This is a genomic window from Peribacillus sp. Bi134, assembly GCF_918698065.1.
Taxonomy (GTDB): domain Bacteria; phylum Bacillota; class Bacilli; order Bacillales; family DSM-1321; genus Peribacillus.
This window is the reverse complement of record NZ_CAKKLN010000006.1, coordinates 370,328-384,251: the sequence shown is the minus strand read 5'-3', so window position 1 is coordinate 384,251 and position 13,924 is coordinate 370,328. Positions and strand designations below refer to the sequence as shown.

Below are 13,924 nucleotides of genomic sequence, written 5' to 3'. Positions count from 1 at the left end.
CCATCGAACGGGTGAACAGAAAAAAACGCTGATCATTTCTGAACAGCGTTAGTGAGCTTCAATTGACGAATCTGCCTGTTTTCCCCTTAGATTCCCAGTAATCATTACGGAGATGGATTTTTTGTATTTTTCCCGATGCCGTTTTCGGAAGCTCATCGACGAACGACACACTGGTAACTGATTTGAAGTGAGCTAGTTTTTCCCGTGTGAAGGTCCTTATATCATCCTCCGTTAATTCCACGCCCCTTTTTGGCACAATGAAGGCATGCGGCGTCTCTCCCCACTTTTCATGGGGAACGGCAATGACTGCCGCTTCAAGAATGTCCGGATGCTCGTAGAGCACCCCTTCCACTTCTATGGAAGAGATATTTTCTCCGCCACTGATGATGATATCCTTTTTGCGGTCAACGATATCCACATTGCCATTTTCATCGATGGTGGCCATATCCCCTGTATGCAGCCATCCATTTCTCAATGTCTGGCTTGTCGCTTCTTCATTTTTCCAATAACCTAACATCACTCCATGACTGCGGACAATGAGCTCCCCGATATCCACGCCATCATGGGCCACTTCCTCACCATTTTCATGGATAACCTTTACCTCACTGCCTATGATGGGATATCCGGCTTTCGCCTTCATCCTGTATTTTTCTTTTTCCGAAAGATCATCGAATTCAGAACGAATCAGCGATATCAGACTAACAGGTGTCGATTCAGTCATTCCGTAAATTTGGATGAATTCCCAGCCTAACTCTTTTTCCACCCTTGTAACGAATGCAGGAGGCGGAGCGGAACCCGCAACAACGATTCGAATATCCTGCTCGAGATTCGGAACATTCCGTTCATAATACTGAAACAATGAATTCAGAACCGTTGGTGCCATATGCATGATGGAAACCTTATGCTTTTGTAATGCATCAAATATCGTTTCGGGGCTGGTTTTCCTCAAACAAACTTGAGTGGCACCATTTGCCGTATAATAAAATGGGGCACCCCACCCATTTACGTGGAACATCGGCAGTACATGCAAATATGTATCGCGGTCATTGACCCTGAAATGATGCATCGCACCCAGGGCATGTAAATAGTTGTTGCGGTGAGTCAGCATCACCCCTTTAGGATTCCCTGTGGTCCCGCTAGTATAAAGGAGACTCGAAACATCATTTTCATCCACGGTTTCCCGGTTAAAGCACTTGTCATCATAACGTTCCAGCCAATGGTTGTAATCGGTTTCATTTATTTCTTCACCTTTATAATGAACGATTATGTGCTCCACCGATTCAAGTTCATCCTTAACAGGGGAAATAAGATGATACAATTCCTGATCTACGAAAAGGACCTTTGACTCGCTGTGGTTCAAAATGAATACATAATCTGCAGGTTTCAAGCGGATATTCAAGGGTACGATTACGGCCCCAAGCTGAAACACCCCATAAAAGCCTTCAAGCATTTCAATTGAGTTAGGTGCCAAATATGCCACCTTTTCACCCTTTTTGACTCCAAGATTCCTTAAACCATTTGAAAGCTGGTTTACACGGCCGTTCAATTCTGCGTAGGTTAATACCTTGTCATCTCCAATGATGGCTCTCTTATCGCCATATAGTAAGGCTGCTCGATCTAAGAACTGCGATAATACTAATGGTACATTCATTTCCTCACCTCTAGTTTTATTTGAAAATTCTGAATTAGCATTATATTACCATATCTGTTTATAACATTTCAATAATATCCACCAGTGTTATATAACAATATATTGATAGGCAGATGAATCACATCAATCATCAGTCAACATACAATACATTGAAACTCCCTTCAGCGCTAGGCTCATGCCTGAGATTCAGGGAAAAACCAGAATAAAAAAAGGGTGATTTTCTTGCCGGCCATCGTAGGAGTCGTTCAAGTCATCAACGTCGGTAGCAGTGGAATTGTCCATATTGGTGACGTCTTTAAAATTAGTCCCTATTCCACCTCAAAAACGTTTGCAGGTGCTGGCTCGTTTAATACGGGTGAATCCATATCCCTCTATAATGCCTATAGCACCACGAATACAAATGATACAGATGGTGTTGATCAGCCACTGGTCTTAAATCTCTAATGTTTTAAGAAAGGAGTCAGCATGATCTTCAATATTCACCAGACCATACAAATCAATATGATAAAAATTGAAAGCATCGCCAATTCATCCGTTTTTCAAATAGGAAGTGCCGGGGTGATCAAACCATATTCCACATTAGCCAATACCGGTGGATTCACTGAGCCTGCTCCCGAAATTGAAGCAGATGTAATCCCATCGACCAGTTTCGTCCCATTTACACCCTCCTAGTTCATAGGCATTCACCTACCTCCAACTTTTTCATATACTGTCTTATATGAAATTAACTTATTGTGAAGGTGGGGTGTTGAATCGTGAATCAGGATCTCTATTCATATTCCATACAAATGCAGCGTTTCCTTGAAGCCCAGGATAAACGGATCATGAAACTTGAACACGAACTCAAACGCCTGACAGATGAAATTGCCGAGCTAAAAAATAAACCGCCAATCCATGTGGATAAAATTGAATATAAATTCGATCAGCTAAAGGTCGAATCTTTAGATGGAACATTGAATATTGGTTTAAATCCAACTGACCTTAACAACATTGATGAATTTGCCGTCAACAACCAAGCCGTCCAACCAGCACCTAACCTATTTCCAGGCAGGGAAATCGTCGTCCAGGAGATTCAAAACGATATACTTTCAGACTTGGAAAATATGATCAACGATGCGGAAACCCAGCTGAAAATATCATTGGAACCCTCTTATCATGACTTCATTAAACAAGACGTCGAGCGCCAGCTTCATCAACGGATCAATATGTATTTTGATAATCTTTCTTACGCGGAACGTGCTCCGCAGCAAAGGGATAATATCAAGGAAAAGATCAGGGAAAAGGTGAAATCCGATATTCAAACTGCATTATTACAATTCATTACCCATTCACAAGCCGAGACAGGAGGAAATCCAAATGGAGTTTAATGTAACCAATCACCAGCTTTGTGTAGGAGATATTAAAATTACCGGTGTAGCAAGCTCTGCCTTATTTCTCATAGGGGATGTACAAACGGTCCAACTATCCTCAGCATTCGATACCCCGCCAGAATCCCTTATCATCGGGCCATTCGTACCTCTTTCTCCAGAAGGATAAATATCATGTTTTCAAGAATATCAAAAGTAAAATCTTTATTATCCGACACGGTATCATTCAGCTCCACCCTGCAAATCGGGGATACTTCATTTATAGATGGAAATGCCCTGGCTATAGCGGTTCAGAAGAAAAGTGAAACTTTCCATTCAGTCGATATTCATTTCGAAAACTATGACATTTTTAAGAAACCACTTTATATCCCGAGATTGAATGAACCCGTGATATCAAGTTTTTCAAATCCGAATCCCTTCATACGGGTCGGCAATATCAATATTATCGGGATATCTTCCTCATCTGTGGTTGGTGTGGGGAACGTAGGCCATGCACGTATGGAATCAAGAGTGAAACATATTCGGGAGGTTCCTAAAAAACCCGAAGAGACGCCAATCGAGGATTCAACCAACAACACTTAAACTTTTAAAGGAGGGGTTCATATGCCCGCCATTATCGGCCCAGTTCAAGTATTTAATGTCGCTCAAGGAAACCTGTTATTCGGTGATTGCGCCGTCATTTCCCCTAAGTCTTCCTCCAAATCCGTTAGCGGATCCGGCTCAGGGAACACGGCTGCAATCGTTTTTACGGCCAATGGCCTGAACGGTAGCAATGTCCTTGATGTCAATGGGGTCGACCAGCCCATTACAGGGAATAATTAGTTATAGAAAAAGCCTCCCATTTCCAGGGAGGCTTTTAAATTCGGCCTATTTTTCTAACATGTTGAATACTTGCTCGACATCTTTGTCTCCCCTGCCTGATAAATTAACGATCAGTATATCATCTCTTGTTAACTCTTTTGCGAGCTTCATGGCGTGAGCTAGAGCATGTGAGCTTTCGAGAGCAGGAATGATTCCCTCTGTTTTGGATAATACCTGAAAAGCCTCAAGGGCTTCTTCCCCTTTTACCGACACATACTCCGCTCGTCCGCTTTCTTTCAAAAAACTATGCTCGGGCCCCACGCTCGGGTAATCCAAACCGGCAGCTATGGAGAATGTCGGTTTTGGCTCTCCTTGTTCGTCCACTAACGTCAAACTTTTGAATCCGTGCAATACTGCCGGGACACCTTGCGAAATACTTGGGGCTTCAATTGGCTCTACACCAATTAAACGGACATTGTCTTCATCAATATAATGAGCAAAAGCACCGATCGCATTACTTCCCCCTCCTGCACAAGCAATGATGGCAGTTGGCAGTTTTCCTTCCTTTTCAAGGATTTGGCGTTTTGATTCTTCACTTATGATTGATTGGAAATGTTTAACGATCGTTGGATATGGGTGTGGTCCCACTGCTGAACCAAGCAAGTAAAAAGTATTTTCATAGTTTTGCACCAAATCATTCAATGCCTCATCAACGGCATCCTTCAATCGACCCTGTCCCTTTTCGACCGCTACGACTTTTGCCCCCAACAATTCCATCCGAAAGACATTCAATGCCTGCCTCTCCGTATCCAGCTTACCCATATAAATCACACATTCCATGCCAAACATCGCACATGCAGTCGCAGTCGCCACACCATGCTGCCCAGCGCCAGTTTCTGCGATGACTCGTTTAGAACCCATCCGTTTAGCGAGCAGGATTTGGCCGATCGCATTATTAATTTTGTGAGCACCTGTATGGTTCAGATCTTCACGCTTCAAGTATATTTTTGCCCCGCCAACCTTTTTCGTTAAATTCTTTGCAAGTGTTAACGGGTTTTCGCGTCCTACATATTCTTTCAGATAATATTTAAACTCCTCAATGAATTCGTGGTCATCCTTATATTTCAGGAATTCCGTTTCTAAAATATCCATTACTTCCTGAAGTTCACCCGGTACAAAGCTTCCGCCGAACTCACCAAAGTATCCCTTGCTCTTAATCTCACTCGTCATACTCTTCTCTACTCCTTTAAAAAGGTATTTTTCTCCACTAGTATATAGTAAGCATTTATACCTTTTCAAACTATTCTGTTTATTTATCCAAAAAGAAGCGTCCCACATCAATGGGACACTCCTTCTCTCTTATACTTCCAATAAATGCGAGCCGTCAAAGAAAAACAAGTAACGGCCGGTTACCTTCTTATTCATTATCCCTTCAACAGCCCGCGTATAAAGCTGAAGCTGCATCCGGTATCGATCGGCAAGAATCTCTTTAGCCCCTTCATACCCGCTGGCAAAACGACCGGTGATTGTATCCGTTTTATAATCGAGAAGCACAAGACCTTGTTCATCCTCAAAGATACAATCAATTACACCTTGGATTAGGATCTCTTCATCTCCAGCTGCCCAATCGCTGTAAGCTTCCTTTGCAGGCAGCGACATCGTAAATGGCACTTCACGGCGAAGGTTCACGGCCTCTAGCATTCTTTGCCCGATTTCACTGTCAAAGAAATCGACGATCGTCTCAGGGTCCACAGCTTCTTTCTGTTCCTCCGTCAACAGCTCACGTTGAATCAAGTCAACCATCAGTTCCTGAATCGACTGAATGGTAACCTCTTTTGATAAATCAATATGCTGCATGACTAAATGTGTAATCGTACCCCTTTCAGCAGGAGTCAGTGACTTTTCTTGCATGAAAGTCGGCCGCTTCGTGATAGGCCGCTTAAATTTACGCAACAGCTCTGTGGAGCTTTGCTCGTCCTTGAGTTCATATTGACGTTTTAATTCAGAAACGGATTGCTTGGAACGATACACCGTTGCCTCATGCTCGGGGTACTCCCACTCGAGCTGTTCCTTGATATCATCATAAAACTCAGAAACGATATCAACCTTCTCCGATTTCTGGACATGTTCAAGCATTTGCTCTTGAACCAGTGCCTCTTCCTCATCCAGAACAGCAAGCTCTTCACTTGGAATGACCGAAATGGACCAATTCGATGGGTGCGACTCCATTTCCAAGCCAAGACCTGCAGCCCCAAGAGAATCCCGATGCCGGACAAGGGATGGACCAATCCAATCAAGATAACTTTTTGCACCTGCCCGTACATAGTCCTTCAATAGCCAATCTCCATGTGCCGCATTACTTTCCCAGTTTTGCTGCATCTTTTCTGCATCATTGATACTGGCAATCAAATAAAGCTTTTCCTTAGCCCTCGTTAGAGCCACGTAGAGGACACGCATCTCCTCGGCAATTAATTCAAGCTGCTTTTTTTTCTTAAAGGCCAATTGAGGGAGGGATGGATAAGTTATCCGTAATTCGGAATTCACATACTTTGCCGCAAAGCCATAATCCTTATCCAGTAAATAGGGCTTGCGTAAATCCATCATATTGAATTGCTTGGAAAGACCGGCAATGAACACGATCGGGAACTCAAGCCCCTTTGACGAGTGAATCGTCATCAGCCGGACTACATCTTCCTGTTCCCCTAAAGCACGAGCTGCCCCTAAATCATCTCCACGTTCTTGCATCCTTTCTATGAAACGCAAGAAACGGAACAAACCGCGGAAAGAACTTGCTTCATATTGCCTTGCCCTGTCATACAGCGCTCTTAAATTGGCCTGACGCTGTTTTCCGCCCGGCATCCCACCTGCAAAATCATAAAACTGCGTTTCGCGGTATAGCAGCCAGATCAAGTCTGATAATGCCTCCTGCCTGGCAAGCTTTCTCCACGTCACTAGTTTTTTATAAAAAGCAGTGGCCTTTTCATAAAGCCCCGGATGTTCTTCCGGGTCACTCTTTCTGTAAAAATCAGCTAGCGCTTCATAGTAGCTCCCTGTATGGAATAAACGCACCTGTGACATCTCTTCTTCATCCAATCCGACGATGGGTGAACGGAGAACGGATGCCAATGGGATATCCTGTTGCGGATTATCAATCACCTTCAATAGGGAAATCATGATGGCCACTTCGGTCGCTTCAAAATACCCTGTCGACAAATTGGCATAGACTGGAATTCCTTGTTTTTTTAATTCCTCCATGATTTGCGGTGCCCATGGCATCGAACGAAGAAGAATGACCATGTCCCGATAAGTGGCAGATCGGTACTTTTTGGTTTTCGTATCATATATCCGATGCTTTTCGCTTATAGCCTTTTTAATGAGCTTTGCCATTTGCCTTGCTTCGAGCTGCGCTTTTTCAAGCTCCTCGGCCTCAAACCCGCCTTCCGATCCTTCCATTTCAGAATGAGCTTCCGGGTCGGCTGTTCCGTCAATTAAATGGAGTTCGATCGGGTTTGGATCGTCTTCGGGATATGGGGCGCCTTTTTTCAATTGGGCATCTTCATCATAATCAATCTCACCGACAGTAATGCCCATCAACTGTTGAAACAAGAAATTGGTCCCATCGAGAACTTCCTTTCGGCTCCGGAAATTGCGGTTTAAATCAATTTTCAGTCCGGAATCAACACCATCATGGGTAAAACGTGTGTATTTTCCAAGGAAGAGATTCGGTTCCGCAAGCCTGAACCGGTAAATGGACTGCTTGACATCGCCTACCATGAAAAGATTCCCATCATATTCGCCGTCGGCCGTCACAAGTTTTAAAATGGATTCCTGAACCAGGTTAGTATCCTGATATTCATCCACTAGTACCTCTTTGAACTGGTTCCTGTATTCAATGGCTGCCGCTGAGGGCTTTCGTTCACCCTCCACCATTTCCCCTGTCAAAATTTGTAGACAATAATGTTCCAAATCGGCGAAATCCACCAAGTTCTTTTCTGCTTTTGCAGCAAAGAACCTTTCATCAAACCGTTTAACAAGCATTACAAGTGTATCGACATAACCCTTGAGCTCCCTTATATCCCGTAGGTAGCTTTCCGGTTTCCGGGAAAATAACTCTTCCTGTAACGATTTGATGATCTTCTTGGCCTTATCCCGGTACTTGGTAGCCTCATCAGCAACTTCCTTGATAAAATCTGCACCGGTAAGGCGTTTTGCCGTCCCGAATTTCACGTTTTGGATTTCCTCATAAAGTGCATTCCAGGATTGGTCCTTCACTTCCGAAAGTTTAGCAACCACGGCAAGATCGGCTAAATAGTTTTCAGCCCTTGGTGCCGGTCCCCCAGGGATTTTTGTCAACGCAAGCGAGCGTTCCAATAAATCTCTGGAGGTGTCCAATTGTAAACCAATATCGAACTTCAATGAATCGATAAACGAAAGATCATCAATCCCATCATCATCTGCCAGCTCATACATACTGGCGGCACCATCAAGCCAGCGGTCCGGGTCTGGATTCGATTGCGAAAAATCATGCAGCGATCGAACGATATTCTGAAGTGCATCATCGTTTCGATCGCTAGTGAAAGCATCAACCAAATTAAAGAACTCTTCATTATCACTTTGCCCATACTGCTCCTCGAAAAGCTCTTCCATCACTTCATCACGAAGCAGCTGGATCTCCGTAGAATCTGCAATCCGGAAGCCCGGGTCGATATCCGTCAGATAATAATACTTCCTGATCACCTCTAAACAAAAAGAATGAAGTGTGGAAATCGAAGCACGATTAATCAAGCTCAATTGCTTACGCAAATGCTGTGAATGCGGATTATCATTGATCGCTTTTTCTAATGCCTCACTTATCCGATGACGCATTTCGGCAGCCGAGGCATTTGTGAATGTAACGACGAGCAGTTCATCAACATCGATTGGTTCTTCTTCTGAAATGACTTTTTGAATGATCCGGTTGACCAGCACCGCTGTTTTCCCTGAGCCTGCTGCGGCCGCTACCAGAATGTCCTGATCTTTAGCCCATATCGCCTTCCATTGATCTTCCGTCCAAGTCACGTCTCCTGGCAGAGCAGGAATTTTCGTTTTACTCATCGCTCTCCCCCTCCCCCCTTAATAGCTCAAGAACGTCATTTTGTTTTTTCTGTGTCAAATTCCTGAATTGGTTCTCCTCCAGTGACTGGTCGAATTGGCATACAGATTTAAAGGAACAGAAGGTACACGGCGTTTTTTCCTTTAATTTGTATGGTGTTATATCCACATCACCATCGACAATTCGATCACCAGCCTCCTGATAAATACGGCGCACATGATGATTCAGGAGCGAAAACTCTTCCCTGCTGGCAACTTTGGAAGCCGCAAGGAGCGATCCGTCCTTTTTAAATCCAGCTGGAATGATATCCGACTTACCAGGATTTTCAATATCAAGTGAAGTATCCATCATTTGAATGACATTTGAATGATCCAGTACAAGTCCATTCATTTTAAAACTTTTATAGATTTCTTCTTCAATTTTATCCAAGCTGAGCATTCCCTTTGATTTGACAACGGGATTATGCACATGAAAATATAAAACCCCGGCAGGGATCGCTTCTTTTCCAATAAGCGACTTGGAATGGGTGACGACGATATCAAGGTATGTCAACATCTGCAGCGCGAGTCCATAATATACTTCACTCATGTTCAGTTCCTTTTCACTCGACTTATAATCGAGCACACGCAAATAGACACCCTCATCTTCTTCCGCTTTATCCACGCGGTCGATTCGCCCGACCAATTCCATCTTCGTACCGTTTTTCAATGTGAAAGATAGTGGTGGCAGCTCGCCATTTTTTCCGAATCCGAGTTCTAATCCGATTGGAGCAAAACCGCTCACCTTTGCATGTTCACTTAATACGATCGAGGCCCGTCCAATCACGTGTTCCAGTTTCCTGCGTAAATAGTGATGGCGGTTCGTACTTAACAAGATTTGATTTTGGAGTTTAGGAGCAAGTCTCTCCACGGCAATTCTGGCCAGCTCCAAGCATTGTTCCGAAGTCAATGTAGACCAAGGTATATTATGTTCCTTCAAGTAATCGGAAATCATTTTCAACGCTCCATGGAACATCTCGCCTATATCCGGTGCATCCAAACGGAAAATTTGCCGTTCCCTCAATTTCAAGCCATGAGCGGCATAATGGGAAAACGGGCAGCTATTGAACATTTCCATCCTGGATACACTCGTAAGAATGCTCTCACCGTATAATTGCTTACTAGTTTCCTCAGATAATTTCTTTGTCCTATTTTGATAAAAAAGGCTCGATAAAACCTTAGTTGCTGAAGGACCGGCCCTTTCATCATCAATAATGGCATTATACACATCCCACCATAGTGAATGGATTGGATAGTTTCTTTTTTTCAGCTGCAATTGGGCAGCCAGGTACGATAGTGCCACATCATGATTCGCAGCATATTTCACCTGTTCCTCAGCAGGCAGATCGGACGGATCGTTCATATAATACACTTCGGAAACGTTAGGCAATACGTCCCTTACCCGTTTTAAATAGGATGAGGGTAAAAGAGCCTTTCCTTCCTCATCGGCAAGCGGATATGATAAATAAAGTGCCTCAGCAGGCGTAGTGAATGCTTTGTACGCTGTGAACTCCTCATCCAGCAGGCGCACTTTTGAACTTGGGGCAACATCAAGTCCGCCAGCCAGCAGCACATCACGATCACTATCTGAAAAAATTCCGTCAGATACAGCTTTTCCTGGCAAAACCCCTTCGTTCAGGCCGATAACAAAAGCTGTCTTCACATCATCCAGGCGGGATAAATCTAGATTAGCGACCAACACTTGGTCAATTGCCGGCGGTACCAAAGAAAATTCAAGAGATTCCAGACCAGCTTCAATAATTACTGCAAACTGTTTCATGGAGAGCTCTTCCCCGCTCAGCAGTTCAACGAATTGGTCCAATAGGTCGACAACCGCATTCCAAGTTTGCTCATGCTCTCTTGCCGATACCAAATCACCTGCTTCTTCTGCCTCTAGTTTTAGCTTTTCCAATTTTTCCGGCACATGCAATTCTTCAAGATATAGATAAAGTGCTTCACACAATTCCCTGCCATTAGCAGCCTTTTTAACACGTTTTGAGAGCTTCAAGATGGGCTCGGTAAATAATTGCTTCATCTCATTCAACTCTTGCTCAAGCTTCATTTCCTTATCCGTTTGGTTCCGGTCCTCGAGTTCCAGGCCGCGGAAGCGCCTGTAGGTCCAACGTTCTTTGGACGTCCACCTGCTTCCTTTAATGCCGCGGGCCAGCACATAGTTCTCCAGCTTATCAACCTGTTCGCGCATCCTATCATGATTTTTTTGCAGCGGAAATAGAAGCTCCGTCTTGATTGCACGAAATACCGGCTCATAACGCCAATAGCCATTGATGATCTCCAAAGTGGAACGAATCAGTTCAATCAGAGGATGATTCAGCATCGTCCGTTTGGAATCGACGAACAAGGGTATTTGATAATCCCGAAAAACGGTTTGTAAAATATCTGCGTATGCTTCCCCATTACGGACTAAAATCGCAATATCACGGAAACGGTGCTGTTTCTGTCTGACCAGCGACAAGATGTCCCGGGCAACTCCTTCAATCTCAGCTCTGCGGTTAACTGCCTGGGCGATCGTTACATCAGGTGACTGCTCAAACGTTTGTGCAGGACGAATGGCAAAATGAGTTTCCAGGTGATTCAGCCCTGGACTCTTTCCAAACCTTTCCGTCCCTTTTAAGATTCGATCTTCTGAAATCGGTATGCCATTCCTCAATCCAGCCTGATAAAGGTGATGATAAAGATTACCCGTTTGCCTGAACAGCTGCAAATCATCCGGGGCATATTGCCTGTAGGGCTGATCTAACGTCAGTGAGATCGTTACACTCCTGCACAGCTTCATCATTTCTTCCACAATCAATAATTCCTGTGGAGTCAAGCTATAAAAACCATCGATGTATATATCCGCATTCCTTATATATGAAGACTCTGGCATTTTCTCGATCAGCAAGGTGAAATAGTCTTCGGAATCTAAATATTTGTTGACCATTTCATCCTCAAAAGCCTGATAGACCAATTCAAGATCATGCAGTTTATCCTGAATGCCGCTGCCTGCCTGTGAGGTTTCTTGCAAATAGTTTTGAATGTCATCAGGTTGGATGCAATACTGCTTGAACTCGGCCAGCATTAGCTCCATCTGTGCAATGAACCCCTGTTTATCAGCAGATCGACGAAACATCTTTAACTCTTCCTTTTTATCTTCCATTATCTTCCTTATCAACATATTGACGCCGACACTGTCCAAATGCAGCCGGCTCATCCCCCCGGTTTCCTGAAGGACGCGCCATGCAAGCCTGCTAAAACTGAAAACCTGTGTCCGGAGCATTCCGGCAAGGCCTGGTGTTTTAATTAATTTATATTCAGATAGAAACGTCATCTGATCAGGAACGAGGTAGATAATTGGATTTCCTTCGGGATCTTCTGCCAATTTGGAGCGGATTTCGTCCAATATATTCGAAGTTTTCCCTGCACCCGATCTTCCCAGTAAAAAACGGAGTGACATCTCTTTTTCCCCCTTACAACATAATATCTAGACCCATCATACCAGAAATACTTTCGTCTTTATGACTAGGTTTCTGTTTCCAATTAGATTTACTTTCTATTATTTTACCGTTTCCCTTTAAAAAACACCAATCGTACGTTCGCGTTTTCCCCCAAAAGAAAAAGCCCACATAATTTTGGGGCTTCCGCAATCATTCACCTGTAAATTTAAAATTGAAATCATTGACCGGCCAATATCGAACATCCACTTTACCGACAACATTTTCAACCGGTATATAACCAAAATGACGGCTGTCAGCACTTTCAAGACGGTTATCACCCATGACAAAAAGCTTACCCTCCGGAACTTTGGTCATGTCCGTCAATTCTTTTAATGTAAAATCACCTGTAAAATCCTGTTCCGGGAAACCTTCCTTGAATTTCTCAAGATAAGGCTCATCCACTTTTTCACCATTTACGTAAAGCCAATCATCTTTATAACGAATTCGGTCACCTGCAATCCCTATGACTCGCTTAACATAATCTTCTTGTGAATTCGCATGAAAAACAATAATGTCAAAACGGTTGATATCATGAATCCGGTAATTGATTTTATTCACGACAAGTTTATTTCCATCTTCAAGGGTCGGCTGCATCGACTTCCCTTCAACATCATAGCTTGAAAAGAGAAATGTACGGATTAAGATGTAAATAACAAAAGCTATCATCGCTGGTTTTATCCAATCGGATAAAGAATTCTTGTTTGTTTTTTCCATCTAGTTCAACCCCTACTGCATTTATATATTAATTTATTGTCCTTCTTCTCTCTTCATGCTTTTATTTAGCCTGACTTCCAGTCTTTTTCCCACATACCATAGGATAAAGATGACGATTCCGATAATGATCGTTCGCACAGGCTTATGAATTAATGATACTAAATCGTAACCTACGAAGCTGATCGTAAAAATCATCACCGCTTTCCCACCCACTACTGCAAGTCCATATTGCAGGGTACTGACTTTTGAAAGTCCTGCCACGATATTAACGATAGCCGAAGGTGTAAAAGGGAAGCAGAGTAATATGAACAAAGGACCGAATCCATGGCTCTCAACCCAAACCATCAACCTCTGCACCTGTTTATGCTTTTGCAAAAATCGGAAAAACCTCATTTGACCATATCTTCTAATAATCCAAAAGATCAAAAAAGACCCCGCTACCGCACCAATCCAAGAAAATAAAAATCCCCACCAGAGACCAAAAGCCGTTGCATTAGCAAGCACGAACACCACTAAGGGCAAAAAAGGCAAAAATGCTTCCAGCATCGGCAGCAAGATCCCAGGAATTGGACCGAATGAGCGATATTGCTGAATAAGTGCCGATATATGATCAAGTGTAAACCACTCACGTATAGTATCCAAATCCATAATTATCTCCCTCGACATGCTGCCATCATTGCAGCATAAACTTATTAAAAACTGTTTATTTTAGATATATCACTTTCCCCTGAAATTGCAAGAATTATTATCCATATATCTTCATACTT

At 43.3% G+C, this 13,924-nt stretch carries 12 protein-coding genes; 6 read left to right on the top strand and 6 right to left on the bottom strand.

The window, feature by feature from the left end; genetic code table 11:
• Positions 1-58: 58 nt before the first annotated feature.
• Entirely contained in the window at positions 59-1,651 is a 1,593-nt protein-coding gene (locus tag LQ188_RS15695) for a long-chain-fatty-acid--CoA ligase (protein ID WP_230177356.1), read from the bottom strand.
• Between the two features lie 222 nt (positions 1,652-1,873).
• On the opposite strand from LQ188_RS15695, the gene LQ188_RS15690 reads away from it, so the two are divergent.
• From LQ188_RS15690 to LQ188_RS15665, 6 genes are all read left to right on the top strand, one after another.
• Entirely contained in the window at positions 1,874-2,095 is a 222-nt protein-coding gene (locus tag LQ188_RS15690; protein WP_063577089.1) for a spore germination protein, read from the top strand.
• Between the two features lie 21 nt (positions 2,096-2,116).
• Positions 2,117-2,323 carry a spore germination protein GerPB gene (locus LQ188_RS15685; RefSeq protein WP_101224149.1) on the top strand — a complete coding sequence of 69 codons (207 nt, stop codon included), beginning with the start codon at positions 2,117-2,119 and terminating at the stop codon, positions 2,321-2,323.
• An 83-nt stretch (positions 2,324-2,406) separates the two neighbouring features.
• The gene (gene gerPC / locus LQ188_RS15680; protein WP_101224150.1) at positions 2,407-3,018 is read left to right on the top strand and encodes a spore germination protein GerPC; all 612 of its coding nucleotides are present in this window, start codon (positions 2,407-2,409) and stop codon (positions 3,016-3,018) included.
• Positions 3,008-3,187, top strand: a complete 180-nt coding sequence (locus tag LQ188_RS15675; protein ID WP_034314611.1) for a hypothetical protein — start codon at positions 3,008-3,010, stop codon at positions 3,185-3,187. Before gerPC ends, LQ188_RS15675 begins: the two co-directional genes overlap by 11 nt.
• A 5-nt stretch (positions 3,188-3,192) precedes the next feature.
• Positions 3,193-3,600, top strand: a complete 408-nt coding sequence (locus LQ188_RS15670) for a spore germination protein GerPE (RefSeq protein ID WP_230177355.1) — start codon at positions 3,193-3,195, stop codon at positions 3,598-3,600.
• A 21-nt stretch (positions 3,601-3,621) separates the two neighbouring features.
• Positions 3,622-3,840, top strand: a complete 219-nt coding sequence (locus LQ188_RS15665; RefSeq protein ID WP_095391926.1) for a spore germination protein — start codon at positions 3,622-3,624, stop codon at positions 3,838-3,840.
• A 45-nt stretch (positions 3,841-3,885) separates the two neighbouring features.
• Here LQ188_RS15665 and trpB read toward each other — a convergent pair whose 3' ends face one another.
• The 5 genes from trpB to LQ188_RS15640 all read right to left on the bottom strand — a co-directional run bounded on the left by trpB (position 3,886) and on the right by LQ188_RS15640 (position 13,805).
• Positions 3,886-5,049, bottom strand: a complete 1,164-nt coding sequence (gene trpB, locus LQ188_RS15660) for a tryptophan synthase subunit beta (protein WP_230177354.1) — start codon at positions 5,047-5,049, stop codon at positions 3,886-3,888.
• Between the two features lie 129 nt (positions 5,050-5,178).
• Entirely contained in the window at positions 5,179-8,913 is a 3,735-nt protein-coding gene (gene addA, locus LQ188_RS15655; RefSeq protein WP_230177353.1) for a helicase-exonuclease AddAB subunit AddA, read from the bottom strand.
• Complete coding sequence (gene addB, locus LQ188_RS15650; RefSeq protein WP_230177352.1) at positions 8,906-12,403, bottom strand: helicase-exonuclease AddAB subunit AddB; 3,498 nt, start codon at positions 12,401-12,403, stop codon at positions 8,906-8,908. Before addB ends, addA begins: the two co-directional genes overlap by 8 nt.
• 190 nt (positions 12,404-12,593) lie before the next feature.
• Positions 12,594-13,157: a signal peptidase I gene (lepB, locus tag LQ188_RS15645; RefSeq protein ID WP_230177350.1), complete on the bottom strand. Its 564-nt coding sequence runs from the start codon at positions 13,155-13,157 to the stop codon at positions 12,594-12,596.
• A gap of 33 nt (positions 13,158-13,190) precedes the next feature.
• On the bottom strand, positions 13,191-13,805 hold the full coding sequence (locus LQ188_RS15640; RefSeq protein WP_048680052.1) for a TVP38/TMEM64 family protein: 615 nt from the start codon (positions 13,803-13,805) through the stop codon (positions 13,191-13,193).
• Positions 13,806-13,924: the final 119 nt, after the last annotated feature.